This window comes from Bartonella sp. TT67HLJMS, assembly GCF_042193375.1.
GTDB classification, from domain to species: Bacteria; Pseudomonadota; Alphaproteobacteria; order Rhizobiales; family Rhizobiaceae; genus Bartonella; species Bartonella grahamii.
The window spans coordinates 1-25237 of record NZ_JBHILP010000011.1; the positions used below are offsets into that span (position 1 = coordinate 1).

At 37.3% G+C, this 25237-nt stretch carries 23 protein-coding genes, 2 tRNA genes and 5 pseudogenes; 20 read left to right on the plus strand and 10 right to left on the minus strand.

Translation table 11 applies throughout. From position 1 onward, the window contains the following. A partial coding sequence (locus ACFIJQ_RS06920; RefSeq protein WP_375629492.1) for a major capsid protein occupies positions 1 to 153 on the plus strand: 153 nt, incomplete at its 5' end. A gap of 1 nt (position 154) precedes the next feature. Further along, a pseudogene (locus ACFIJQ_RS06925) lies at positions 155 to 534 on the plus strand (hypothetical protein). Positions 535 to 537: 3 nt separating this feature from the next. On the opposite strand, the gene ACFIJQ_RS06930 reads toward ACFIJQ_RS06925, so the two are convergent. Beyond that, positions 538 to 1623: a hypothetical protein gene (locus ACFIJQ_RS06930; protein ID WP_375629379.1), complete on the minus strand. Its 1086-nt coding sequence runs from the start codon at positions 1621 to 1623 to the stop codon at positions 538 to 540. A gap of 384 nt (positions 1624 to 2007) precedes the next feature. Between ACFIJQ_RS06930 and ACFIJQ_RS06935 the strand changes: the two are divergent. From ACFIJQ_RS06935 to ACFIJQ_RS06955, 5 genes and pseudogenes are all read left to right on the plus strand, one after another. Beyond that, positions 2008 to 2118 (plus strand): annotated as a pseudogene (locus ACFIJQ_RS06935) (phage antirepressor Ant); the annotation flags it as partial. Positions 2119 to 2127: 9 nt separating this feature from the next. Continuing rightward, a pseudogene (locus tag ACFIJQ_RS06940) lies at positions 2128 to 2554 on the plus strand (phage tail protein); the annotation flags it as partial. Between the two features lie 30 nt (positions 2555 to 2584). Then, positions 2585 to 2707: pseudogene (locus ACFIJQ_RS06945) on the plus strand (lysozyme); the annotation flags it as partial. Further along, on the plus strand, positions 2704 to 2931 hold the full coding sequence (locus ACFIJQ_RS06950; RefSeq protein WP_375628601.1) for a hypothetical protein: 228 nt from the start codon (positions 2704 to 2706) through the stop codon (positions 2929 to 2931). The pseudogene ACFIJQ_RS06945 and the gene ACFIJQ_RS06950, both read left to right, overlap by 4 nt. A gap of 119 nt (positions 2932 to 3050) precedes the next feature. Continuing rightward, positions 3051 to 3272, plus strand: a pseudogene (locus tag ACFIJQ_RS06955) (hypothetical protein). 259 nt (positions 3273 to 3531) lie between these two features. Here ACFIJQ_RS06955 and ACFIJQ_RS06960 read toward each other — a convergent pair. From ACFIJQ_RS06960 to ACFIJQ_RS06980, 5 genes are all read right to left on the minus strand, one after another. Continuing rightward, positions 3532 to 3608, minus strand: a tRNA-Arg gene (locus ACFIJQ_RS06960). A gap of 39 nt (positions 3609 to 3647) precedes the next feature. Next, positions 3648 to 3953: an ETC complex I subunit gene (locus ACFIJQ_RS06965; RefSeq protein WP_273788176.1), complete on the minus strand. Its 306-nt coding sequence runs from the start codon at positions 3951 to 3953 to the stop codon at positions 3648 to 3650. Between the two features lie 89 nt (positions 3954 to 4042). Beyond that, positions 4043 to 4119: transfer RNA gene (locus tag ACFIJQ_RS06970), tRNA-Pro, on the minus strand. A 707-nt stretch (positions 4120 to 4826) separates the two neighbouring features. Then, positions 4827 to 5516 carry a DnaA regulatory inactivator HdaA gene (gene hdaA / locus ACFIJQ_RS06975; RefSeq protein ID WP_375629382.1) on the minus strand — a complete coding sequence of 230 codons (690 nt, stop codon included), beginning with the start codon at positions 5514 to 5516 and terminating at the stop codon, positions 4827 to 4829. Continuing rightward, positions 5513 to 6724, minus strand: a complete 1212-nt coding sequence (locus ACFIJQ_RS06980; RefSeq protein WP_273788178.1) for an AI-2E family transporter — start codon at positions 6722 to 6724, stop codon at positions 5513 to 5515. Before ACFIJQ_RS06980 ends, hdaA begins: the two co-directional genes overlap by 4 nt. A 158-nt stretch (positions 6725 to 6882) precedes the next feature. Here ACFIJQ_RS06980 and purM point away from each other — a divergent pair, with 158 nt between their 5' ends. Together purM and purN are read left to right on the plus strand one after the other, a co-directional pair. Next, on the plus strand, positions 6883 to 7974 hold the full coding sequence (purM, locus tag ACFIJQ_RS06985) for a phosphoribosylformylglycinamidine cyclo-ligase (protein ID WP_273788179.1): 1092 nt from the start codon (positions 6883 to 6885) through the stop codon (positions 7972 to 7974). Then, positions 7971 to 8582, plus strand: a complete 612-nt coding sequence (purN, locus tag ACFIJQ_RS06990) for a phosphoribosylglycinamide formyltransferase (protein WP_375629386.1) — start codon at positions 7971 to 7973, stop codon at positions 8580 to 8582. Before purM ends, purN begins: the two co-directional genes overlap by 4 nt. A gap of 283 nt (positions 8583 to 8865) precedes the next feature. Here the strand turns inward: purN and ACFIJQ_RS06995 are convergent, their stop codons facing one another. Beyond that, positions 8866 to 11400, minus strand: a complete 2535-nt coding sequence (locus ACFIJQ_RS06995; RefSeq protein ID WP_375629388.1) for a response regulator — start codon at positions 11398 to 11400, stop codon at positions 8866 to 8868. Positions 11401 to 11612: 212 nt separating this feature from the next. Between ACFIJQ_RS06995 and ACFIJQ_RS07000 the strand changes: the two genes are divergently transcribed. Beyond that, positions 11613 to 12089 (plus strand): hypothetical protein, encoded by a 477-nt coding sequence (locus ACFIJQ_RS07000; RefSeq protein ID WP_375629391.1) that lies wholly within the window; start codon positions 11613 to 11615, stop codon positions 12087 to 12089. Positions 12090 to 12141: 52 nt separating this feature from the next. On the opposite strand, the gene dksA is transcribed toward ACFIJQ_RS07000, so the two are convergent. Beyond that, on the minus strand, positions 12142 to 12558 hold the full coding sequence (gene dksA / locus ACFIJQ_RS07005; protein ID WP_015856486.1) for an RNA polymerase-binding protein DksA: 417 nt from the start codon (positions 12556 to 12558) through the stop codon (positions 12142 to 12144). 306 nt (positions 12559 to 12864) lie between these two features. Next, the gene (locus ACFIJQ_RS07010; protein WP_273788183.1) at positions 12865 to 13398 is read right to left on the minus strand and encodes a flavin reductase; all 534 of its coding nucleotides are present in this window, start codon (positions 13396 to 13398) and stop codon (positions 12865 to 12867) included. 145 nt (positions 13399 to 13543) lie between these two features. Between ACFIJQ_RS07010 and rpe the strand changes: the two genes are divergently transcribed. From rpe to ACFIJQ_RS07060, 10 genes are all read left to right on the plus strand, one after another. Then, positions 13544 to 14230 carry a ribulose-phosphate 3-epimerase gene (gene rpe / locus ACFIJQ_RS07015; protein WP_375629394.1) on the plus strand — a complete coding sequence of 229 codons (687 nt, stop codon included), beginning with the start codon at positions 13544 to 13546 and terminating at the stop codon, positions 14228 to 14230. After that, positions 14230 to 15537, plus strand: coding sequence for an adenylosuccinate lyase (gene purB, locus ACFIJQ_RS07020; RefSeq protein ID WP_375629397.1), 1308 nt, complete (start codon positions 14230 to 14232; stop codon positions 15535 to 15537). The genes rpe and purB overlap by 1 nt, the downstream gene beginning before the upstream one ends. Before the next feature lie 68 nt (positions 15538 to 15605). Continuing rightward, complete coding sequence (locus ACFIJQ_RS07025) at positions 15606 to 16154, plus strand: RBBP9/YdeN family alpha/beta hydrolase (RefSeq protein ID WP_375629400.1); 549 nt, start codon at positions 15606 to 15608, stop codon at positions 16152 to 16154. Positions 16155 to 16327: 173 nt separating this feature from the next. Beyond that, a complete protein-coding gene (purC, locus tag ACFIJQ_RS07030; protein ID WP_015856491.1) occupies positions 16328 to 17092 on the plus strand; it encodes a phosphoribosylaminoimidazolesuccinocarboxamide synthase in 765 nt (254 codons plus the stop codon). A gap of 79 nt (positions 17093 to 17171) precedes the next feature. After that, positions 17172 to 17411, plus strand: a complete 240-nt coding sequence (purS, locus tag ACFIJQ_RS07035; RefSeq protein WP_375623949.1) for a phosphoribosylformylglycinamidine synthase subunit PurS — start codon at positions 17172 to 17174, stop codon at positions 17409 to 17411. Between the two features lie 11 nt (positions 17412 to 17422). Then, on the plus strand, positions 17423 to 18094 hold the full coding sequence (gene purQ / locus ACFIJQ_RS07040; RefSeq protein WP_375629403.1) for a phosphoribosylformylglycinamidine synthase subunit PurQ: 672 nt from the start codon (positions 17423 to 17425) through the stop codon (positions 18092 to 18094). 290 nt (positions 18095 to 18384) lie between these two features. Beyond that, entirely contained in the window at positions 18385 to 20595 is a 2211-nt protein-coding gene (gene purL, locus ACFIJQ_RS07045; RefSeq protein ID WP_015856494.1) for a phosphoribosylformylglycinamidine synthase subunit PurL, read from the plus strand. Positions 20596 to 20654: 59 nt separating this feature from the next. Beyond that, a complete protein-coding gene (locus ACFIJQ_RS07050; RefSeq protein WP_005773427.1) occupies positions 20655 to 20888 on the plus strand; it encodes a BolA/IbaG family iron-sulfur metabolism protein in 234 nt (77 codons plus the stop codon). A 98-nt stretch (positions 20889 to 20986) separates the two neighbouring features. Further along, positions 20987 to 21319, plus strand: coding sequence for a Grx4 family monothiol glutaredoxin (gene grxD / locus ACFIJQ_RS07055; protein ID WP_015856495.1), 333 nt, complete (start codon positions 20987 to 20989; stop codon positions 21317 to 21319). Between the two features lie 71 nt (positions 21320 to 21390). After that, a complete protein-coding gene (locus tag ACFIJQ_RS07060; RefSeq protein WP_375629407.1) occupies positions 21391 to 22647 on the plus strand; it encodes a multidrug effflux MFS transporter in 1257 nt (418 codons plus the stop codon). A gap of 338 nt (positions 22648 to 22985) precedes the next feature. Here the strand turns inward: ACFIJQ_RS07060 and parC are convergent, their stop codons facing one another. Further along, entirely contained in the window at positions 22986 to 25235 is a 2250-nt protein-coding gene (gene parC / locus ACFIJQ_RS07065) for a DNA topoisomerase IV subunit A (RefSeq protein WP_375629410.1), read from the minus strand. Positions 25236 to 25237: the final 2 nt, after the last annotated feature.

The window sequence follows — 25237 nt, forward strand, 5'->3', positions numbered from 1 at the left end:
GATTTTGCCAACACGGTCGGAAAACCTCTCTACACCATGTTGATCGTTGATCACGACCGTAATGCATGGGTAAAACCGGAGGTCTATAGTTATCCGCTTTACATTTGGACACGCCCTGAAATGCTGTTTAAAGCAGTGATTGGAGCGAAATAACATGCGATGGCACGAGCTGCTAAATCAAATGGTTAAAGATGTACGCAACACTTTTGGGCAGCCCATCATCTACACGCGAAAGAACAACCAGAAATCTTTTCGTATCACAGCGATTTACGGCATTAAGCCTTCAGAATCGGACGCTGGTGGCAGAATCCCTACCACAATTGCAAGAAAGGAACTTGATCTTTGTATCAATGATATTGGGGGGGGCCACCAAACCCTCAAGATAGTGTTATTGTGATGGATCCTGAAAACAGCAAAGCTCCCTCTTCCCAAGAGCACTTCACTGTCACAGATGTCCAAGCCTCAGAATCTAGTATGTATAAGCTTATCTTGCGGGAGATAAAAAATGGACGTATCTTTATCTTGTGTATTTAAAAATTAATAAGGCTGCCCAAGAGCCCGAATTACTGCTACAAATCTTGGATTTGGAATGGCACTAAATCGGTAACTCCATGGTGAGCCAGTACGGTGACTGATGTGACATCTTTGATATGTTATAGTGACTGATGAAATTCCTGCCCAAGTAGTCCTTTCATTATCTTCAGGGCTTTCAAATACAATAGCTTGGTTTGTTACTAAAAGACGTCCTAAAGCTGGAGCCTTTTCGCCAATATTGAAGGTAACGCGTTCTTGAACTCCCAACAGTTTTTCATTTTTTGCTAAACGATAATCATATTCACTTGCGTCAAGTTCTTGAAACATTTCACATGCTTCCTCAAAATTAGAGGGAGGAATATCTGATTGCCACAGAGCAACTTCTTGCTCAAAGTTTTTTTCCTTTTTCGCCTCACGATAGGCAATAATAACAAAAATTAAAACAATAAGAATGGGTACTAATAACCATGGTGTAATAGTTACTGTTACCACAATGCCTCCACTCAACAGAACACAAAGGAGAAAGATCTGTACCCTCTTTTCTAACCGTTTTTTTTCAAGTTCCGGCGACATTTTATTAACAACTAATAAATCAGAAGAAGGGTGGATATGGGGGGGAGGCATTAAAACCTGCTCTGAAACTTTTTCTTTAAAACGTTTTTTGCGTTTATCTTGCCAATGAACAAAAATAGACAAAGCAATAAATGCAAAGAAAATTAACCTGAACCATCCCCAAAAACCTAGACCATCATTTTCGTCTAACTTTTTGTCTTGAACATGGATACTTTGCTTATCAGTATTCTCAGGTAGTACCTGTTTCACGCTTTCATTTTGAGTAGCAACATATATTAATGAAGTCGAGGAGGAGGAAAAAATTTCATTATTGTATGTAACTTGATCTGGTTCAATTGTGTGAAAAAAAAACGCACCTAATATTGCAGAGCCGAGAAATAATAAAACTCCAATACCAAGAGTTTTCAGTCCGTTTTTCCGCCATTTTTTTATACACACTAAAACAAGTCCGACAACCATCGCTGGGAATGATAACAAGCATACGATCACCGCAATTGTATCAAGCGTATCGAGCATTATTTCCCCCTCTACTATAAATAAAAAACTAAGCCGAAAAATTTAAAGTGAGTCGACAAATAAAGTAAAGATGTGCTTATAATTTTTAGAAAAAAGTGATATTGCTGCGTGACATTATTACAGCGATATGAATAATCGAATCAGGTGCCTAAGAAACACTTTAAAGCAACTAGCGAACGGATTGCTGGAGCAATATCTTCTCCGCCAATTAAAGCTTTGACTCGTTGTATGCTACACGCATATAATAACTTTGTCGGGTATAGTTACACTATACAAGACCCTTTACGGGGAAAATGTAACGAACGGGCTAGTTGCCCATGTTTCTTAGCACCCAGAGCTCTTTTAGAGTGTCATTAAGAAACATCTAACAACTAAAAGTCCTTTATGAATACCCTTATAGAAATTAAAGAACAAATTATTGAGCAGGATACAGTTCAAACGATAAATGCTCGTGAGTTGCATGCATTTTTGGAGATAAAATCCGATCTCATTGATAGCTTGTGAGACGGCATCAAAAGCCAATGGAATGCTCTGTCTGATTGGTTTAGCGGCATGATAAGCAAATTAACCAGCTGGATGCCTAATTGGATGAAAAAAAGTTAGGCTTTAATGTTTCAATCAACAAAACTTCAACCCAAACCATTAAAACCTTTACCGATGAAACCAATGTACGGGCAAAAAAAAAATGCTGGATACAGGAGTGGTTACAAATACCCCGCCTGAAAAACGCAAGAGTGGTTTTAATACAAGTGTCGTTGAAACAGGACAAATGCAGGCAACAAATAAAGTGGGTGCCTTTAAAGCCCCAAAGCCCATTACGGTTCACAAATCTGTTGAAGTAGACGCCCATGTACCCATTACAAATCTAAATATTTCAGTACCAAATGGTCTCAAGGACGAAATTAGAGACGCTGCCAATAAAGCACTTGATATGTCTTATGGGGTTCCATGGGTGGAACAAGGGCTTGGTGGTTTGTTAGCAGGCAATGGACCTATCCAATGGGCTTTGGCAACCATTATGGTTTTAGCCGCATGTGCTGGTATTTTCTTTGTTGCTAAACGCTTTCAGGAGCATCGTCTATGATCTTATGGATAAAAAGAAATCTGATGCTAACAGGTGCGGCTTTAGCCGCTTTTTTTATTGCATTAGCAAGAGCTTTTACTCTTGGGAAAAAAGCAGAGCAACAAAAGCAAACAGAAAAAGCTTTAAAAGCAGCCACAACACGTCTGGAGGTGGAAAGTGAAGTTAATCAAAAAAGTGATGCTGATGTGCGTGCTGCTCTCTCTGACTGGTTGCGTGACAAATAAATATGTTTCTTCTTGTGTTGGCTGGTTGCCAATTTATTTAAAACAGCAAGATCTGAACGCCATCAGTTCAAACTTAGCAAGAGAGATCTTAAAGCACAATAATCTAGGTGAACGCTTGTATGGGTGGAAACATGGCTAGAAAAAAACACAAGACGATATAGAGCTTACAGAAGCAGAAAAAAATCCTTTAAGAAATCATCATGACCTACAAAAGTGTAAAAGTGATGTCGCATTATATAAAATGGATTGTACTCATTATACTCTTATTAGCCCTTGATTTTTCACGTATTATGAATGCATTAGTAAGTATTTTTACACAAAAACCAAATATCCGACTCTAAACATACTCTGAGACACGCGAAATTCTTTAGAAAATGGTTTCTTAATTTTGCACGTCTTGTGAATACGATAGATAATATCTTTGCGCATTTAAAATAGTGGTTCTCAAAGAATTCAAAAAATTATTAGAGAACGTTGGAGGAAACAGATGAGCTTTGTAAAAGTATGTTGGAAAATCCTATTCCCGAACTTTTGTTAATGTTCCCGAACTTTAAAAAAGATTACAAAGAATAAATACGTTATACATGGGTAAAAACTGGATGGTGATCCCGACAGGATTCGAACCTGTGACCCACGGCTTAGAAGGCCGTTGCTCTATCCAGCTGAGCTACGGGACCCAACTGATTATTTTCTCAATTCAAAATAGCATCTTTAATTCAATGTGTCCAAGAGTGCTGCCGATCACTGCGAAAATTATCAGAATAAGAAATAGCACGTCGAATCGACGTACGGTTCTTTTCTACACGGTAAGAGATAGCATTCTTACGCGCAAAAGCAATCGCTTCTTCCTTCCTATTAAATCTGATCCTTACCTGATTATTCATATCAGACGTTGCCGTGTACCCCATAAGAGGTTCAAGCATTTTTGCTTTCACCGGCTCATACTCTAGAATCCAAAAACCTGTATTCCCCTTACCTGACTGCATAGCTGTCTTAGCAGGACTATAAATACGTGCGATCATGCCTTTTTCCTTCAGATTACACAACGCTTGAATGATAGTTTTCCACCACACGTACCCAATTGGGTCATTCTCACACACTTAATCAAATATGGTCGGAGCGATAGGATTCGAACCTACGACCCCCTGATCCCAAATCAGGTGCGCTACCAGGCTGCGCTACGCTCCGCCATTTACATTTACTTGATGCACATTTCCTAAAATTTTCACAACAGAAGTGCAAGAGAAAAACACACTTTTTTTTAATTTTGTTGCATTTCTTTACAAAAAAGCACGTTTTAAAAATTTTTTCCCTACTCAATAACATATTTATTGACAAATAATAGAAAACAACCTCCGTAAAGAATCCAATCTATATTAAAAAATAATGAATTTCTCTGTAAGGATTTCATAATTTTCATCCTGCTTTAAGCAAACTCTCACTGTATCAAAACACATTCTACAGATACAATTTTAGAAAAAAACGACTTAAATATCATAGAAAAACTTTCCAAAAGAGAACACAAGCCAAAAAATCAGCTGTATTAAGTTTTTTCCCCTCTTTTTCTATCTTGCAAAGAACTCTTTTATTAAAAATTCTAGAATCTTCTACAATCCAAATCCATAAACAACAAACATTTTTTCAAAGCACGAAAGTTCCATTATAAATGAAATAAAGCGCTTTTTTAGAAAAATTTTCAAATGCAAAGATGGAAAGAATTCAACATCATACAATAAAATCTCAAAGCTATTTAAGATAAACACATGACTAAAGTAAAAAATACTATTTTTCACTCTTAACAGATATCAAAAAAGAAGAAAATTTAAATGACTTGTCTTGCCACATATTGAAACGATAATAGAAAGACAGAATAAGTAAGCCATGATAGGGAGTATTTACGGATTTTTTCTATTCAAAACTTCAGCAATAACAGCACGTGTTATTTTTCTTTTTCTTTGTAATGCCAACTGATCAACAGAATCAATAACACGCTTCAATGAAAATAAAGAACGTTCACAACGACTTACAAGATAATAAACCGTGTCTGGATGTACAATAAGTTGCCTATCGGAAAAAAGCTTAAATGCAACCGCTGTTAATAATGCATCATCAGGCTGATTAATTTCAACGAACATCACCGAATTAAGACGACTTTTTAGATCATTTAACTTTAAATTCCAAGCGGAAGGAAGTGTCCGTGCCGTCATCAATAAAGTAGCTTGTCGTGCATCAAGATTTGCTTGCTTAATACTGTTAATTAAATGAAAAAGTTCTGTCTCATTAATTTCACCTGCATCAATATCCTCTATTAAAAATGATCTGCCTAAAGAAGCCATAGTAACAGCCTGATCAATTTCATTGTGCTGAATCCTGAAAGCATCTGCTTTTTGGAGCCATATATTAGAAAAGTGTGTTTTTCCAGATCCTTCTTTTCCAACCAAAACTGCAATAGGTAAGCTCCAATTGGGCCAATGATCAATAAGCTGAAAAGCCATACGATTGCTTTCCGTTACCACTAAATCCTCAAATTGAAAAATCGGATCATAAGGAAAATTTAAAGATAATTGCGTTTCACGCCCATTCATTTTAGCGGCTCCGAATTTCCCCTTCGCGAATACATCTGAGAACTAAGATAAGTATGAAGAGCAAAACGAACTAAAACGCCAACAGCCGCCGCCGCAGGAACAGCAACAAGCATACCAGTAAAACCAAAGAGTGAAGAAAAAGCAAAAAGTGAAAACATCAACCATACGGGATGTAATCCCACTGATGAACCTACAAGCTTGGGTTGAAGAATATAACCTTCAATAAATTGACCAATTAAAAAAAGTGCCATCACAACGATGATTCCTCCCCAATTATTGGGATAAAACTGGACCCATGCAATACCAACAGAAAGGACCAAACCACTCATTGTGCCGATATAAGGAACAAAGCTAATAAGACCAATAAACATACCAATCAAAAGACCAAAATTGAGTCCTGCAATCGTTAAACCAATAGCATAATAGCCTCCCAATATAAGACAAACTGTTCCTTGTCCACGAACAAAGCCTGCAATAGCTCTATCCATTTCATGAAAAATACTCCGAACGGTTTCAAGATGATCACGCGGTATTAACGAATCAATTGCTGTTACCATACGCGGCCAATCTAATAACATATAAAATGCCACCACAGGTGCCACAACAAATAGGCTAACGATATTAACGATAGATTTTCCTGACTTTAAAAGTGAGTTCAAAAGAGACGTAATAAAATCAGAACCTTCTCCCAAAAATCCTTTAATATTATTCCGTAATTCATTTGGATCACTTCCAAAATAGCGCCTTATCCAATCAAAATCATGCTCAACAAAAAAGGTTTGAATACGATTAATATAAACAGGTAAACCATCACTCATAAATTGCTGTATTTGCCAACTAATAACAGGAATCAAAATAACTAAAGCAGCAACAAAGGTAATAACAATAAATAAGGTAATGAGGACAGTCCCAAACACACGGCGAATACCAAATTTTTCAAGTAATTGAACAATGGGATTGAGAAAATAAGCCAGCACAATCCCTGCCACAAAAGGAAGCAAAATCGATCCAAAAACAAACATAAAAAAAATGAAAAAAATCAGCGTACCAAGCCAAAAAAAGATTTGCCTTTTCATATTATTCGGCAACGGTAATTGAGTATACGCTGGCACATAAGTCTTATAACGATCACGAGATGCATTCTCACTCACTTTCTTTCTCATAAGTTGCCAAGAAGACTGACCGTGATTATCTGATATCTTGCTCATAGAATATCCTAAAAAATTCTTCACAAAAAATTATAAACATCTTCAAAATAAGGTACAAGCAAAGTTGCTTATTTTCTTATCAATATCTCTTGCAGAGAGAACTCTATCATGGCATTGCATAATATCAAAACTCGATTTTCCATTAAAGGAAGGCTCCAATGAGCAATCAAGATCTTACAAATAATAAATCCAAAGTTGGTCTTACCTACGCAAAAGCCGGTGTAAACATCGATATGGGTAATGCCATGGTAGAAAAAATTAAACCCTTTATACGCGCGACAAAACGAGCCGGAGCAGATGCAGAAATTGGCGGTTTTGGTGGACTTTTTGATTTAAAAGCAGCTGGCTTTACGGATCCTATCCTAGTAGCAGCCAATGATGGTGTGGGAACAAAATTAAAAATTGCCATTGAAGTAGGTCACCATAACACTGTAGGTATTGATCTTGTAGCTATGTGTGTCAATGATTTACTCGTACAAGGGGCTGAACCTCTCTTTTTTCTGGATTATTTTGCAACTGGAAAGCTTGACCCTGAACAAGGTGCTACGATCGTTTCTGGTATTGCAGAAGGATGTAAACAAGCCGGTGCTGCTCTTATTGGAGGAGAAACTGCAGAAATGCCAGGAATGTATGCAGAGGGAGATTATGATCTAGCCGGTTTTGCTGTAGGAGCATGCGAACGCAGCAAGCTACTCCCTTCAAAAGATTTAACAGAAGGGGATATTATATTAGGTCTAAGCGCCTCTGGAATTCATTCCAATGGCTTTTCGCTTGTTCGACGAATCATCCAGCAACATGATCTCAAATGGGATGACCCTGCCCCTTTTGCCCCCGAAAACAGCCTTGGTATAGCACTTCTTACACCAACACGCATTTATGTAAAATCGCTTCTTCCCATCATGCAAAAATACGAAGGAATTAAAGCTCTTGCTCATATTACGGGTGGAGGCTTTCCTGAAAATATTCCACGTGTTGTTCCATCTTCTCTCTGCGCTGAAATTAATCTTTCTACCATCAATGTTCCAGCAGTATTTTCATGGATTGCCAAACAAGGTAAAATAGAAGAAACAGAAATGTTAAGAACATTCAATTGTGGTATTGGCATGATCATTATCGTAGCACAACATGCAGCTGAAACAATTACGCAAGCTCTTGAAAGAAAAGGAGAGAGTGTAACTCCTCTTGGCATTTTAACAAAACGCCAAGATCAAAATAAAGGAATACTTTATAAAGGGGTACTGCATTTATGAAACAGCAAATCGTCGTTTTCATTTCTGGTAATGGATCCAATATGGTCGCCCTTGCTCAAGCTAGTCAACAAAAGGAATATCCTGCTGAAATCGTCGCGGTTATTTGCGATAATCCGCGTGCAAACGGTATTGAAAAGGCGCAAAACCATAACTTACCTATTCATATTGTTGATCGCAAAATTTACAAAACAAAAGAAGAGCATGAAGAAAGTATTTTTACGATTTTAGATCAATATAAACCGGATTTTCTCTGCTTTGCAGGATATATGCGCCTTATCTCACCACGTTTTGTAAAACTTTACGAAGGACGAATTTTAAACATTCATCCTTCTCTTTTGCCTTCATTTAAAGGCTTAAACACACATGAAAAAGCTTTACAAGCAGGCGTAAAAATCACGGGTTGCACTGTTCACCTTGTTACAGAAGACATGGATGCAGGAAAAATCCTTGCCCAAGCAGCCGTTCCAGTCTATCCTCATGATACTGCTGAGAGCTTAGCACAAAGAGTTCTTAAAGCAGAACATAAACTCTACCCCGAAGCCTTAAAAGCATTTATTGAAGGGAAGAGCAAAATGGTAGATATGCAGCAACAGCTTTTATCTTTTTGAGTGTATCAACAATCTATTAATCAGCATTTTTCAATGTTTTACACATAATTTGTGCTCAGTGTCTATAATTGAAAATCTCTATTAAATGTTGACGTAATAGAGCCTATCTTTTCATAAATTTTTGCACAGAATGTGTGATTTTTTTGAATTTTAATTAAATTTTCAAATTCTTCTTTTTTATTCAGTTCTATGACATTATCACAAGCTCTATTTATCAAAATACTCTCGTATTTTGCCTAAAAAATCTTAAATACGCAATTTTTCTATTGCATAAATTTTTGCCTCATGATGAAAGTGTTTCTTTAACTGTTAGAGCTAACTGTTTGAGTGTAAAAGGTTTAGATAAAAAACCAAAAACAGCATCTTGTGGAAGATTTTTAGCAAAAGCATCTTTTGCATATCCAGAAACGAAAAGAAATTTGATATCAGGATAGTTTTTACGTACTTCCTTCAATAAAGTGGGCCCATCCATTTCTGGCATCACCACGTCGGAAACAATAATATCAACAGCTCCTTTTTGTTCCTCAAGAATAGAAAGTGCTTCCACCCCACTCGCTGCCTCTAAAACCGTATATCCCCTCATTTGAAGAGCTCTTACCCCCCCCATTCTAACCGCATCTTCATCTTCAACCAATAAAACAGTTGCAGATCCTGTTAAGTCTATATTTTTATCTTTCTCTTCATCTTTTTCAATTTTTTGAGAAGTTTCTCCTTTTATATTGGGGATATAACGGGGAAGAAAAATATGAAATGTTGCTCCTTCACCTTCTTTACTTTCACAATAAATGTACCCACCACTCTGCTTGATAATTCCATAAACCATTGATAAACCAAGTCCTGTTCCTTTTCCAACTTCTTTTGTTGTAAAAAATGGCTCAAACATTTTTTCTTGTATAGCAGCAGATATACCAGCCCCTGTATCTGAAATAGTCAATTGTACATACTCACCAATTGCTAAACCAAGATGATTAAATTCAGCACTTTGTTGCTTTGTAATATTGTTTGTCGCAATCGTAACAATACCTCCATCTAACATGGCATCACGCGCATTAATAACCAAATTCATAATAACACGCTGAAAAGATGCTTGATCAACTTCAACGCTCCACAAATCTCTTCCATGGATAATTTTTAACTGAATATTATTTCCCAAAAGTGGTACAATAAGATTGCGAATATCTGATAAAAATTCAGTAAAATCAACTTCTTCAGGTCGAAGTGTTTGCTTTCTAGAAAAAGCTAATAATTGCTGTACAAGAGCAGCTGCACGATTAGCATTATTTTTAATATTGATCAGATCAGCATGAGCCGGATCAGAACTACGATGCGTATTTAAAAGAAGATCACACGACATTAAAATTGCTGTTAAAACATTATTAAAATCATGAGCAATGCCGCCAGCCAATTGTCCAACAGCTTGCATCTTCTGACTTTGCATCATTTTATCTTCAAGCGTTTTTTGTTCGGTTGTTTCAATCACAGAGATAATAAGCAAATCTTGCAATGCATCACCATGATAAGGCGGTACAGACATAATATGGAGCCGTAAATGGCATTCTTCATTTTTTTCTAAAACAGTTTCTAGAGAAACAACATAATTTTTATTTGTCGCAATTCTCTGAAAAGAACGTTCTAACTGCACACAATCACGATGAGAAATAACATCATAAAAATTAACAGCTTTGTCCGTACATCCCGTGAGTGATGAAAAAGCTTTATTCATATGAACCAATTGCCCTTCATGATCCACCACAGCTATTGCAAAAGGACTCGCATCAAAATATTCTCCTAATATAGTGGGTAATTTTAATTGGTCGTCCTCTTCTTTTTGTATTTGTTGTGGAATGATCACAATACGATAAACGGCTTCCTCTTCTAAGAGAGAAGAAACAGAGATAAGACAATGGAATATTTTCTCACAAGTCGCTTGTGAATTTAAACATAACGAAAACTTATAAGGTAAAGAATAGCCTGAACTTTGATATCTGTTGGTTTGCAAACAGATATCACTCCATGAGCTCTTAGCGCCAACGCTATCAAATAACGAATCAAAATTATATTGACCAACTGAGAAACTCGCTAAATCAATTGAAAACCATTCGGCAAAAACCGCATTAGCATAAAGAATAGTTCCTTGTGTATTAACTGATACAAAACCAATAGGAGCTTGATCCAAGTGATTGATAGCTTCTTGAAGGTTCGAGAAAAAAACTTCTCGCGTTTGTTGTAAATGCGAAATATCAGCAATACGCCAAAATAAAAGCTTTTTTTTCTGTTTTGTGATAGGTTGAACGGAAATATTATACCAAACAGATTTTTTTGGTGTAGAATCGGTAAAAATTGGTTGTTCTACTCTTAATTCCTCTTGTGCTGCAAGATTATTACAGGCTGCAACCTTTAAACGGTACGAAAGTGCACCAGCTCCTGGAAGATCAGCAATAACCATATAACAAGACACTTCAGGCTTATAGGTCAGAATTTTTCGATAGTTTTGATTAGAATAATAAACAAAACCAGAAAGGTCAGAGATTACAATTGCATCATCGCTCCCATTAAAGATGCTAAAATCAAAATCTTCATGCGACCACACATGGTATCTTAAAATTCCCATTCCACACAAAACAAGTGTTGCAACGCCGATAATTGCTAGAATCAAAAAAGATATCAATATAGCCTTTTGCAAATAGCTTTGCGGATAAAAAAAACCTAAAATACCCACAATGAAAAGAGAAACTAATATAAAAACAGTACTAAAAATCACAACTCTTCGATGAACAGAAGACGCTGATCTTTTATTATTATCAAAACCTTTATCCATCTCTCATTGCCTTAGATTTAGCTGTTTCTTATATCACAAAACTTCCTTTATATTCATTGTTATAAAGTATATACTATGATATTATCCTTCTGAGAAAGCTCACTTAATGTTAAAAAGTTTATTTCTTGTATTTAAGTGAACCTTTTAAGGGTGTGTTTATAAATTTATCTCGATAAAAAACGATATTTTCACACAAAAATGGGAGAAAATCTATGTATATCTGGTTATCAGAGCAAATAGGTGTATCTGCTGCGAAAATAACGATAAGCTTTTTGTTTTTTATAATAACAATCGTTGCTATTACCATAATTATCTTGTTTTTACGTCGTTTAAGTACGAAAAGATTCAGCATTAATAGAAAAAAAAGTCTATCACGGTTAGCATTATGTGAAGTAATTTCTATAGATCGAGCACGCCGCCTTGTTTTAGTCCGTTGCGATAATAAAGAACATTTGCTCCTTATTGGTGGATTAACAGATGTGGTTGTAGAATCCGATATTACCGGCACATCCAAAATACAAAAGAGAGAAACACTTACACATCCCAATTCCGCCCCTACAGAAAGAAACGATATACCGGATAAAAATCCCTCTCCTTTTACGAATCAAGCGGTAAAAGATTCAGCAATTACCGCCGAAATTGAGGGGCGGCAAGAACCATCTTTATTCATTCCTACCCCTCAAAAATAAAAATATACAATTTTATCACCACGAGTTTTGTTTGTTTATCATTTCAATGACCTTAATCATCGCGATAAACTCTTTCACGTCGTTCGTGACGTTCTTGCGCTTCCAATGACAAAACGGCTATTGGCCGAGCCTCAAGACGCTTTATACTAATGGGTTCGCCGGTTTCTTCACAAAAGCCATATGTCCCATTATCAATACGCTCTAAAGCAGCATCTATTTTTGAAATAAGTTTCCTCTGACGATCCCGCGCACGTAATTCGATTGTACGATCAGTTTCACAAGAAGCCCTATCAGTCAAATCAGGCTGACCAACGTTCTCTTCCTGCAAATTTTCCAAAGTCTCACGAGCTTCTTTTAATATATCATTCTTCCAAGAAACCAATTTAGCACGAAAATACGCCTTTTGCCGCTCATTCATAAAAGGCTCATCTTCACTAGGGCGATATTGACCATCAATCTCTTCGCTCATGCAATAAAAAACCTCCACATATGCTATGTGCGGTCTATATATTGTGCAATACCCATCAACACAAGAGTAAAATGTTTTTTCATAACAATCTACAAATATGTCTAAATACACTGTTTAGATTTGATCGCTTTTCTATGTAGGTTGGATTCTTGATCAAATCTCATCCAGAACATTTTTCTTGCTTACTGAGAAACTTCAAAAAGAAGGAAATCTAATATCAGAGTCATCCCTCCCCTGCTTTCTCATTGTTTAAAATCTAAATGAAGCAACAATAAATCATTTCAGCAATGCAAAAAAATAAAATCTTTATAAAGGCAAAGTGTGATATTCACGTTTCAAATACATCAAAGCATCTTTTTCTTTATTACAGTTGATTGCAACAACCTCACCAATCAAAACACAATGGGTTGCATGCTCATGCCAACAAATCAAACGACAATCAAACGACGCTAGAGCGTCTGAAAGACTAGGCGCCCCCGTTTGCAAAACTCCCCATTGAGCAGCATCAAAACGCTCATTTTGTGTAAGAGTGCAACACCTCGAAAAAACATCCGCTAATGGACGATGTTTTCCTGCCAAGCTATTAACACAAAAATTTCCATTCTCCATAAACACCTGATTCTTTAAATTATGGCGCATGAGACAGACAAGAAGGGTTGGAGGATTATCAGATAAAGAACAACACGCCGAAACAGTCACCCCACGTCTTCCCTTAATGCCATTTGTTGTCACAATATGCACAGCTCCTGCAAAAAGACTCATGGCATCTCGATATTCTTGGGAAGAAACCGCAATATTATGTTGAAGTTTAGGCATCAAATATGTTTTATGATTCGACATATCTTTCACTTATAAAGCTTTAAAATTTCAAGCGATCTTTCCATAACAAAGACCTATAATACATATTTTTCTTTTCCGTCATAACACAAAAGATATTTGTGTATACACAGCGATATGATAAAAACAGCCAATCAAGGAGATTTTAATGCCCCATTCTCATCTCATTTCGCCTTCACTCTTGGCTTCTGATTTTTCTAAACTTGGACAAGAAATGTTAGATGTTGTTGATGCTGGTGCAGATTGGCTTCATCTTGATATCATGGATGGACACTTTGTTCCTAACATCACCTTTGGTCCTGAAATAGTCAAGGCTCTGCGCCCATTAACCAAAGCAACATTTGATGTCCACCTGATGATCGCACCGGTAGACCCTTATTTGGAAGCTTTTGTAAAAGCGGGTTCAGATATTATAACCATTCATGCTGAAGCAAGTCCACATCTTCATCGTTCATTACAAACAATAAAAAAAATGGGAAAAAAAGCAGGAATTGCACTCAATCCAAGCACCCCAGAACATGTACTTGAATATTTGCTTGATCAATTAGATCTCATTCTCATCATGACGGTTAATCCCGGTTTTGGTGGACAAAGTTTTATTCCAGAAATAAAAGATAAAATTAAGCGCGTTAAAAGCATGATTGCAAACCGCCCTATTGATCTTGAAGTTGATGGTGGTATCACCGTTGATACAATTGGGATAGCTGCAAAAGCTGGTGCAAATGTATTTGTCGCAGGCTCTGCAATTTATAAAAACGGAAATAAAGAGCTTTACAAAACACGTATTAATGCATTGCGCCAAGCCGCAATCCTCTCACAAGAAGGAAAAAAATAATGATCGCACGTTATTCCCGCCCTGCAATGGTAGCAATTTGGTCTCCCGAAACAAAATATCGTATTTGGTTTGAAATTGAAGCCCATGCCTGTGATGCCCTTGCTCACTTAGGGATTATTCCGAAAGAAGCCGCCAAAGTCATTTGGGAAAAAGGAGCAGCAGCTAAATTTGATATCAATCGCATTGATGAAATTGAAGCAATTACCAAACATGATGTTATCGCATTTCTGACCCACCTAGCTGAATTCATTGGACCAGAGGCACGTTTTATCCACCAAGGCATGACATCATCTGATGTTCTAGATACAACGCTAAATATTCAATTGATGCGTGCTAGTGATATTTTGCTAGAGGATATAGATCAACTTCTTGAAGCATTAAAAAGACGTGCTTTTGAGCATAAAGAAACAATCACCATTGGGCGGAGTCATGGCATTCATGCTGAACCGACAACATTTGGAGTAAAATTTGCTCTCGCATACGCTGAATTTTCCCGTTGTCGCAAACGTCTTCTTGCAGCACGAGAAGAAATTTCTACTTGCGCAATTTCAGGAGCTGTAGGAACTTTTGCAAATATCGATCCCCGCGTTGAAGAACATGTAGCAAAAGCCTTGAAGATGCGTGCAGAACCGGTTTCCACCCAAGTAATACCAAGAGATCGTCATGCTATGTTTTTTGCAACACTTGGTGTTATTGCTTCCTCTATTGAAAGGTTAGCAATAGAAATACGCCATTTACAACGAACAGAAGTTCTTGAAGCAGAGGAACATTTCTCACCTGGGCAAAAAGGTTCATCGGCGATGCCTCATAAACGTAATCCAGTTTTAACAGAAAATCTAACTGGATTAGCCCGCATGGTACGTGCATTTGCACTCCCAGCCATGGAAAATGTTGCACTTTGGCATGAACGTGATATTTCCCATTCATCTGTTGAGCGTTATATTGCTCCAGATGCGACTATTACACTTGATTTTGCTCTTTCTCGCCTCACATCTGTCATTGAAAATCTCATTGTCTATCCAGAAAATATGCAAAAAAATCTCAATAAATTCCGTGGTCTTGTTCACTCACAACGGGTGCTTTTAGCACTTACGCAAGCAGGAATCAGTCGTGAAGATTCTTATCGGATTGTACAACGAAATGCGATGAAAGTTTGGGAACAAGGAAAAGATTTTTTAGAAGAACTCCTCAACGACAAAGATGTTACCAAAGTTTTAAGTGAAGAAGAACTTCGTGAAAAATTTGATCTTTCTTACCACACCAAACATATCAATACGATTTTTAAACGTGTTTTTGAAGAACAATAAAGCGACATAAAAAAACCAAATCTGTTCCACCTATAATCAAAAATCTGTTGTAACAAAGAAAACAATTCATGAAAGCAAATCAACTCGATATTCTTATTGTTCCTGGCTACAAAGGATCTGGTCCAGATCATTGGCAAACACGCTGGGAAAAAAAATTGTCGACAGCCCGCCGCATTGAACAACTCCATTGGTCAAAGCCTGTTTGTGAAGAGTGGGTTAACAAAATTAAAACTGCCATCGCAAAAGCTCAAAGGCCTGTTATGCTTATTGCCCATTCATTAGGAGTTCCCAGCGCTATTCATGCAACTGTACAAAATACAGAAAAAATTTGTGGCGCTTTCTTTGTTGCACCTCCAGATGTCGCCAATGAGAAAATACGTCCCAAACATTTAATGACATTTGGCCCCTATCATCGTCAAAAACTGCCTTTTCCTTCTATTGTCATAGCCAGTCGCAACGATGAGTTTTGTCAATTCTCAGTAGCAGAAAAAATTGCCAATGATTGGGGATCACTCTTTGTTGATGCTGGGTATTCTGGCCATATTAACGCAGAATCCGGACACGGACCTTGGCCTGAAGGGCTTATGGTCCTTTCTCACTTTCTTGCAAAAATTTGATCAAAGAGAGGTAATCTTCTTTCTCATCACTTATGTATCTTCACCTTTGGGTAGACGTGTAATGACAAAAATTATAAAAGTATCATAGCAATATCATTGAGAAATTCTATCAATTAGGATAGTATCATTTACCAATGTTATTAAAAACCTCTCAAGATAAATAGAGAATCATGATGAATCGTCGCCACCGTATTTATGAAGGCAAGGCTAAAATTTTATATGAAGGACCTGAACCAGGAACTTATATTCAATTTTTTAAAGATGATGCAACTGCCTTTAATGCAAAAAAACATGAAATTATCGACGGAAAAGGGGTTTTAAACAACCGAATTTCGGAACATATCTTTAGCCATCTTGGGCGTTTGGGCATCCCAACACATTTTATCAAACGTATAAACATGCGCGAACAGCTTATTAAAGCAGTAGAAATCATTCCGTTGGAAGTTGTTGTTCGCAATGTTGCTGCCGGCTCTCTTGCTAAGCGTTTAGGACTGGAAGAAGGAACCCCGCTTCCGCAATCCATCATTGAGTTCTACTATAAAAATGATTCTCTCGATGATCCTATGGTAACGGAAGAACATATCACAGCTTTTGGATGGGCTGTCCCACAAGAGATAGAAGATATCATGCAACTTTCAATTCGTGTTAATGATTTTCTTTCTGGGCTTTTTGCCGGTGTTAACATCCAATTAATTGATTTTAAAATGGAATTTGGTCGCCTGTGGGAAGATGAAACGATGCGCATTGTTCTTGCTGATGAAATCTCACCTGATTCTGCACGACTATGGGATATGCACACACAAGAAAAAATGGATAAAGACCGTTTTCGTCGTGATATGGGTGGGCTTATTAATGCCTATCAAGAAGTTGCCAAACGCCTTGGTATTATGAATGAAAACGAACCAACACGACCAAGTGGTCCCGTTCTCGTAAAGTAAAAACAGGGCAAAAAAACATCACCTTATATAAATACCTCTCTTCAAAGGAGAGGTTCTTTTAACAAGCAGGAAGCAAAAAATGAAAGCACGCATTACAGTTACTTTAAGAGAAAGCGTTCTTGATCCACAAGGAGAAGCAATTGTCGGTGCTTTAAAAAGTTTAGCTTTCGAAGGCATTCAATCCATTCGTCAAGGAAAGGTTTTTGATATTGTTCTTGATGATCTACCTTCTGAAACCGCAAAGAAAAAACTTGAACAAATGTGTGAAGAGTTACTCGCAAATACTGTCATTGAAAATTATACAATCGAACTTTTTTAAGTGGAACGCTCATGAAAACTGCCATCATTCAACTTCCTGGATTAAATCGTGATCGAGATATGGTTGCAGCATTACATCATATAACGGGAGTTGAGCCACTAAAAATTTGGCAAACAGAAACAACAATTCCAGATGTAGATGTTATTATTATTCCTGGTGGTTTTTCCTATGGCGACTACTTAAGATGTGGTGCTATTGGAGCGCGAACTCCCATCTTAAAAGCCATTCGTGAAAAAGCACAAGAAGGTACTACAATAATAGGTATCTGTAATGGATTTCAAATTTTGTTGGAAGCAGGATTATTACCTGGAACTTTAATGCGTAACGCTTCTTTAAAATTTGTTTGTCGTGAAATCAAACTTGAAGTCGTTAACGCCAAGACGAAATTTTCTCGATATTATTCTCAAGGACAAATTATTCGTTGTCCTGTTGCCCATCACGATGGAAATTATTTTATTGATAGTGAAACATTAAAGCAAATGGAAGACAATGAACAAATTGTTTTTCGCTATGCAGAAAATACAAACCCGAACGGCTCAATGAAAGATATTGCTGGTATTGTTAATAAAGCTGGTAATATTCTTGGTATGATGCCTCATCCTGAAAACTTTATTGAACCCGCCCACGGAGGTATTGACGGTCGTTTACTTTTTCAAAGCGCTTTAGAGTTGGTAAATGGATGATGTTGCAAAAATACTCGCGCTCCATGATTGTCAAAAACAAGGATCTATACTATTCCTCGCATCGTAAATCTATGAACAAAGCTCTTCACAAACAACAATGGATATTATTTTCTAAACATACAAGTATTTAAGACCATTTTAGTCTTAAATCCCACCAAACAAACGAACAAAATCTTCAGCTTACTATCTATAACTATTTATTATTAAACAACATTATTGCTTATAATATAAGCTACTAGATTAAAAAAATAAAAATGCTAAATTTCGATTAATTTAACGGATAAATACTCATGAAGCCTTGCAATAACATCACTATTACACCAGAACTCATTGCACAACACGGGCTAAAAGAGGATGAATATCAACGTATCCTGACGTTAATCGGTAGAGAACCAACATTTACTGAACTAGGAATTTTTTCTGCAATGTGGAACGAACATTGTTCCTATAAATCATCTAAAAAATGGCTAAAGACTCTTCCGACAGAAGGAAAATGTGTCATCCAAGGACCTGGTGAAAATGCTGGTGTTGTCGATATTGGTGAAGGGCAATGTGTTGTTTTCAAAATGGAAAGCCATAACCACCCTTCTTATATTGAACCTTATCAAGGTGCAGCGACAGGTGTTGGTGGTATTTTACGTGATGTCTTTACAATGGGAGCCCGTCCTGTTGCTGCTATGAATGCATTGCGATTTGGTGCTCCTGATCACCCAAGAACACGCCATCTTGTTTCTGGTGTTGTTTCTGGAATTGGTGGTTACAGCAATGCTTTCGGCGTTCCAACTATTGGTGGAGAAGTAAATTTTGATGAGCGTTATAATGGCAATATCCTTGTTAACGCTTTTGTCGCCGGTATTGCAAAGACAAACGCCCTTTTTTATTCTAAAGCGCAAGGTATTGGACTCCCTGTTGTTTATCTTGGTGCAAAAACAGGACGTGATGGTGTCGGTGGAGCAACAATGGCTTCTGCTGAATTTGATGATTCAATCAGTGAAAAACGCCCAACTGTTCAAGTAGGTGATCCTTTTACAGAAAAATGTCTTCTTGAAGCATGTTTAGAGCTCATGGAACTTGGAGCCGTAGTTGCTATTCAAGATATGGGGGCAGCAGGACTCACCTCTTCTGCCGTTGAAATGGGTGCAAAAGGAAATCTAGGGATACAGCTTAATCTCGATACAGTTCCTGTTCGAGAAGAAAACATGACAGCCTATGAAATGATGCTTTCTGAAAGTCAAGAGCGCATGCTCATGGTTCTTAAACCAGAACTAGAAAAGCAAGCAGAAGCAATTTTTCATAAGTGGGGGCTGCATTTTTCTATCATTGGAAAAACAACCGATGATTTACGTTTTCGTGTATTTCATCAAGGAGAAGAAGTTGTCAATCTTCCCATCAAAGAGCTTGGTGATGAAGCGCCTGTTTATGATCGTCCTTGGAGTGAACCGGCCAAAAAAACACCCTTGAAAGCAGAAGACGTCAAAAAGGTTGAAAATCTTGGTGATGCCCTTCTATCCTTATTGAATTCTGCTGATCAAAGTTCACGGCGATGGGTTTATGAACAATATGATACCCTTATCCAAGGAAATAGCCTTGTTTGTCCAGGAGGTGATGCAGGCGTTATCCGTGTAGGAAACAACAGCAAACGTGCTCTTGCTTTTTCTTCTGATGTAACACCTCGTTATTGTGAAGCAGACCCTTATGAAGGAGGAAAACAAGCTGTCGCAGAATGCTGGCGAAATATTAGTACGACAGGTGCAACACCACTGGCTGCGACAGATAATCTCAATTTTGGTAACCCTGAAAAACCTGAAATTATGGGACAGCTGGTTTTGGCTATTAAAGGTATAGGAGAAGCTTGTAGAATCCTCGATTTTCCTATCGTTTCAGGCAATGTTTCTCTTTACAACGAAACAAATGGGGAAGCCATTCTTCCAACCCCCACAATTGCTGGTGTAGGACTTCTTAATGATTGGTCTAAAATGGTAACAATAAGTGGTATGCAAAATGGAGATATTCTTGTTTTAGTAGGAAATTGCGGCTCTCATTTAGGACAATCAATTTATGCGCGTAACATTTTAAATATTGATGCAGGTGCCCCCCCCCCTGTAGATTTACAACTTGAAAAAAAGCATGGTCAATTTGTTCGAGATGCCATTAATAGCGGTTTTATTCATGCTGCTCATGACATTTCTGACGGAGGATTAGCGATAGCACTTGCCGAAATGGTGATTAAAGCAGGTAAAGGAATCAAAGTAACGTTAAGCAATAAATCACCCCATCATGCAGAACTTTTTGGAGAAGACCAAGGACGTTATCTTTTAGCCGTCAAACCTCACTCTCTCAATAGTCTTAAAGAGCGTGCACAAATCAATACAGTTTCTTTAACAGAGCTAGGTCAAGTTGAGGGAACTTCTCTCATTATAGATGGGATATTAACACTTTCAGTAGACAAACTCACAAAAGCCTATGAAAACTGGTTTCCACAATTTATGGGTGAAGAGTAAAAATTGTTTTTTTCTCTTAAACAGCCTTTATAAAAAATGAATAACATAGGAGAATAATGATGGCAATGAGTGCCCATGCAATTGAAACGCTTATTCGTGAAGGCATTCCTGATGCTACTGTAACAATTCGTGATCTTGCTGGAGATGGGGAACATTACGCTGCAGAAGTTATTTCTGAAAGTTTTCGTGGTAAAACCCGTGTTCAACAACATAAAATGGTCTATGATGCCCTTAAAGGCAATATGGGAAATGACCTTCACGCCTTAATGTTGCAAACAAATATCCCAAAATAATCTAAAATTTCTTCTTGCATTCACTCATTTAATACGATTAAAAACAGTATGAATATAAATTACACACTTATAAAAATCTGAAATATCGAGGGATAAAAATGACCACTGTTCATGATTTTATTGACAACGAGATTAAAACAAACGACGTCATTTTATTCATGAAAGGAACACCTGACGCTCCGCAATGCGGGTTTTCAGGACAAGTTGTTCAAATCCTTGACTATTTAGGATTGAATTATAAAGGAATTAATATCTTAACTTCTAACGAATTGCGTCAAGGAATTAAAGATTACTCAAATTGGCCAACAATTCCACAGCTGTATATCAAGGGTGAATTTGTCGGAGGCTGTGATATTGTTAAAGAGATGTTTCAAAACAATGAGTTACAGGAACTTTTGAAAGAAAAAAACATTCCCTGTAATCAATCATAGGTATCTTTCATTTTATTCAGACTCTTAAAAAGAGCTGTTTTCAGACGAAATTTATATTTCAAGGATGCCGTATGTCATATTCAGTCGACGAACAAAAGCATAGTGATGCGATTAGAAAAAAAATTGGCTATAAAGAATTTGTTATTCTCATTGCTTCACTCATGGCCATCAATTCTATAGCTGTTGATATTATGTTGCCAGCTATGCCCAACATTTTAAACAGTTTAAATGTTATCAACGAAAACGATCAACATTATATCATTTCGAGTTATCTTATCAGCTATGGCGTCACACAGATATTTTTTGGTCCTATAAGCGATCGTTATGGGCGACGTAAACTTATTCTTATTGGTCTTGCTTTTTATTCATTTACAGCGATTGGCTGTGCATTTGTATCTAATTTTTCTCTCTTGCTTATTTTGCGTATCCTGCAAGGTATGGGAGGAGCTGCTATGCGCGTGCTCACAGTTTCCATTGTACGTGATCTCTATAGTGGTCGGAAAATGGCCGAAGTGATGTCTATCGTGATGATGGTTTTCCTTATTGCACCAATGATTGGACCAGCAACAGGACAGATCATTTTACTGTTTGGAAACTGGCAATTTATTTTCATATTCATGGCAATTATTGGTTTAGGACTGATGATTTGGATTCAACTGCGCTTGCCTGAAACTCTTTATGCGCAACGCTCTCTTTCCTTTTCTTCGGTCAAACATAATTTATGGATTGTAATAACCAATCGCACAACACTTTGCTATACACTAGCAACTTCCATTATTTTAGGCTGTATCTTTACTGCTGTTAATACATCACAACAAACGTATGAAGGGATCTATAATCTAGGACTTTGGTTCCCTATTGCCTTTGCAGTTGGTGCTGCATTTCAAGCTCTATCATCATTCTTTAACTCTCAACTCGTTGGACGCCTTGGAATGCGGCGTATTGCTCATACTATGCTTTTGCTCTTTTCTATCACTTCATGTGTATGGTTTGTTGGCTCTATCTTAACAGATGGTATTCTTCCTTTTTCTTTTTACATGATGTTATTCTGTATACTGATGTTTGCCTGCGGTGGCATTATGGCAAACTTCAATACACTCGCTCTTGAACCTGTAGGAGAAATAGCTGGAACGGCGTCGTCTATATCTGGTTTTCTGCAAACATCTATTGGCACAGGTCTTAGTTTTTTTATTGCTCAACAATTTAATGAAACAACCATCCCAAACTCAGCAGGATTTTTCTTTTTGAGTCTCGCTGCCATACTTCTCGTCTTATGGGCTGAACGTGGTCATCTTTTTAGGCAATATCATAGTAATCCTAACGAATAAATATTACTACGAAAGATTAATAACATCTCTCTTAAACAATAAGGAGATAAACCGATCAGACAAATAAAACATCTCCAAATAGAACACTCTTGTGTTAAACAGTCACATTGTTTGTTTAAAGATACAGCTCTCAAAATATCAAATCATTTCACGACAGCACCCATAAATGCTGTAATGTTAAAAAACAGTTTTGATTGATTTAACCTGAACAAGATCGAAATAGAAAAAACTCACGCTTTAGTTTTTTTTCAATATAAAAAATAATAAATTATCCTTATAAATTAATATCTTACACAATCATAAAACCATAGGGAATTTTCCCCATTTATAAAATACATTTAATTAATAAATTTTCCTGATTTTGGAAATCCTTTTGGAACCAAACGCCCGACGCCTGCACGCGTCCCCATCCATTCAAAGAGATCGTCCGCCTGACGGTTAAAGATTCGTTCAGCTGTATCTTGCCAACTTAAGCCTTCTGATAAATTGAAAGTCTTGGCATCAACAACACCACCTTCTTTATAACGCTGTAAACGAACACCTTTACCGCGATTCATTTCTGGTATTTGTTCAATAGAAAAAATAAGCATTTTACGGTTTTCTCCAACCACCGCAACATGATCACCATTTACTTGAACACAAAGCTTCACCTTATCAGGAGCTTTCACATTCATCACTTGCTTTCCTTTTCGTGTATTGGCGATCACTTCTGCAGAAGGAACAATAAAACCATTACCGTGAGATGAAATCAAAAGCAATTTTTCCTCGGCGTGATGCACAAAAGCTGTAAGAACATCGTGCTCATCATCCATATCAACTAAAAGACGAATAGGTTCACCATGCCCCCGCCCTCCAGGTAAACTATTTGCACCAATAGCAAAAAACTTTCCCCCCGTACTTATCAGCACAATCTTGTCGGTCGTAAATGCTGGAAATGCTAACTTTAAACTGTCTCCTTCTTTAAAAGAAAGTGCTTTATAATCGCTCAAATGTCCCTTCAAAGCACGCATCCATCCCTTTTCAGAAATAACAATAGTAATCGGCTCTTTTTCGATCATTGCCTGTTGAATATCATCAAGATCATGTCTAGGTGCCTCTTCAAATGTCGTACGTCTTTTCCCTAAGAGTGTTTCAGGACCAAAAGTATTTCGAACTTTTTTGATTTCTTCTGAAATTATTTTCCATTGTTTTATAGGAGAAGCCAACAAATTCTGTAGCTTTTCTTTTTCAGCTTTCAAACTTTCAAATTCTTTACGAATTTCAAATTCCTCAAGCTTACGCAAAGAACGCAAGCGCATATTAAGAATAGCTTCAGCTTGATTTTCTGTTAATTCAAAACGACTAATGAGCTGCTTTTTAGGTTCATCCTCTTCACGAATAATCTGAATAACCTCATCGAGATTTAAATAGGCAATAAGATATCCATGAAGAATTTCTAATCGACAATCAATTTGATCAAGCCGATAATGAGAGCGACGAATAAGGACTTCTTGACGATGTTCGAGCCATTGCTGTAAACTCTCACGCAAAGAGAGAACATTGGGTATTTTTCCCAAAGACAAAACATTCAGATTAAGGGGAAATCTTACCTCAAAATCAGTCAATTTAAAAAGAGACTCCATAAGAAGCTCCGGATCAACCGTACGATTTTTAGGAACCAGCACAATTCTGATATCTTCTGCTGATTCATCTTGGATATCCTCAAGCATTGGCAATCGCCGTGCAAGCAATAACTCTGCTGTTTTTTCAATAAGACGTGACTTTTGAATCTGATAGGGAATTTCAGTCACAACAATCACATAAGAACCACGGCTACCCGATTCCTGATGCCAACGTGAACGCAAACGAAAGAATCCACGCCCAACACGATAAGATTCCTCAATACTTTTTTTAGGCTCAACTAAAATTCCCCCTGTCGGGAAATCAGGACCAAGAACGAATTGATTTAATTCCTCATCATTTACATCGGGATGCGCAATCAAATGAAGCGCTGCATCACAAAGCTCAGCAACATTATGGGGTGGAATAGATGTTGCCATACCAACAGCAATACCAGAAGAACCATTTGCTAAAAGATTAGGGAAAGCTCCTGGTAAAACAACAGGCTCTTCATCTTCTTCATTATAGGTTAAACGAAAATCAATAGCATTCTCATTAATTCCTTCAAGTAACAATGCAGCCACTTCAGTCATACGTGCTTCCGTATAACGCATGGCAGCAGCATTATCACCATCAATATTACCAAAATTGCCTTGCCCATCAACCAACGGATAACGAACAGCAAAACTTTGAGCCAAGCGCACCAAAGCATCATAAATAGACGCATCCCCATGAGGATGAAATTTTCCCATGACATCACCGACAATCCGCGCGCATTTCGCATAAGACTGTCCAGGATTTAGTTTGAGAAGACGCATCGCATGAACAATCCGCCGGTGAACAGGCTTCAATCCATCGCGTACATCAGGCAATGCACGATGTGTAATCGTAGAAAGTGCATAAGCCAAATAACGTTCCTGTAAAGCAGAACGTAATTCTATTGGTTCAATATGTTCTTTATCAAAAGGTAAATTCATTTTATCAGACATAG

Coding starts and splice junctions, on each gene's coding strand:
- ACFIJQ_RS06930 (WP_375629379.1), bottom strand. CDS start 1,623: ATGCTCGATACGCTTGATACAATTGCGGTGATCGTATGCTTGTTATCA.
- ACFIJQ_RS06950 (WP_375628601.1), top strand. CDS start 2,704: ATGATCTTATGGATAAAAAGAAATCTGATGCTAACAGGTGCGGCTTTA.
- ACFIJQ_RS06965 (WP_273788176.1), bottom strand. CDS start 3,953: ATGATCGCACGTATTTATAGTCCTGCTAAGACAGCTATGCAGTCAGGT.
- hdaA (WP_375629382.1), bottom strand. CDS start 5,516: ATGAATGGGCGTGAAACGCAATTATCTTTAAATTTTCCTTATGATCCG.
- ACFIJQ_RS06980 (WP_273788178.1), bottom strand. CDS start 6,724: ATGAGCAAGATATCAGATAATCACGGTCAGTCTTCTTGGCAACTTATG.
- purM (WP_273788179.1), top strand. CDS start 6,883: ATGAGCAATCAAGATCTTACAAATAATAAATCCAAAGTTGGTCTTACC.
- purN (WP_375629386.1), top strand. CDS start 7,971: ATGAAACAGCAAATCGTCGTTTTCATTTCTGGTAATGGATCCAATATG.
- ACFIJQ_RS06995 (WP_375629388.1), bottom strand. CDS start 11,400: ATGGATAAAGGTTTTGATAATAATAAAAGATCAGCGTCTTCTGTTCAT.
- ACFIJQ_RS07000 (WP_375629391.1), top strand. CDS start 11,613: ATGTATATCTGGTTATCAGAGCAAATAGGTGTATCTGCTGCGAAAATA.
- dksA (WP_015856486.1), bottom strand. CDS start 12,558: ATGAGCGAAGAGATTGATGGTCAATATCGCCCTAGTGAAGATGAGCCT.
- ACFIJQ_RS07010 (WP_273788183.1), bottom strand. CDS start 13,398: ATGTCGAATCATAAAACATATTTGATGCCTAAACTTCAACATAATATT.
- rpe (WP_375629394.1), top strand. CDS start 13,544: ATGCCCCATTCTCATCTCATTTCGCCTTCACTCTTGGCTTCTGATTTT.
- purB (WP_375629397.1), top strand. CDS start 14,230: ATGATCGCACGTTATTCCCGCCCTGCAATGGTAGCAATTTGGTCTCCC.
- ACFIJQ_RS07025 (WP_375629400.1), top strand. CDS start 15,606: ATGAAAGCAAATCAACTCGATATTCTTATTGTTCCTGGCTACAAAGGA.
- purC (WP_015856491.1), top strand. CDS start 16,328: ATGAATCGTCGCCACCGTATTTATGAAGGCAAGGCTAAAATTTTATAT.
- purS (WP_375623949.1), top strand. CDS start 17,172: ATGAAAGCACGCATTACAGTTACTTTAAGAGAAAGCGTTCTTGATCCA.
- purQ (WP_375629403.1), top strand. CDS start 17,423: ATGAAAACTGCCATCATTCAACTTCCTGGATTAAATCGTGATCGAGAT.
- purL (WP_015856494.1), top strand. CDS start 18,385: ATGAAGCCTTGCAATAACATCACTATTACACCAGAACTCATTGCACAA.
- ACFIJQ_RS07050 (WP_005773427.1), top strand. CDS start 20,655: ATGGCAATGAGTGCCCATGCAATTGAAACGCTTATTCGTGAAGGCATT.
- grxD (WP_015856495.1), top strand. CDS start 20,987: ATGACCACTGTTCATGATTTTATTGACAACGAGATTAAAACAAACGAC.
- ACFIJQ_RS07060 (WP_375629407.1), top strand. CDS start 21,391: ATGTCATATTCAGTCGACGAACAAAAGCATAGTGATGCGATTAGAAAA.
- parC (WP_375629410.1), bottom strand. CDS start 25,235: ATGTCTGATAAAATGAATTTACCTTTTGATAAAGAACATATTGAACCA.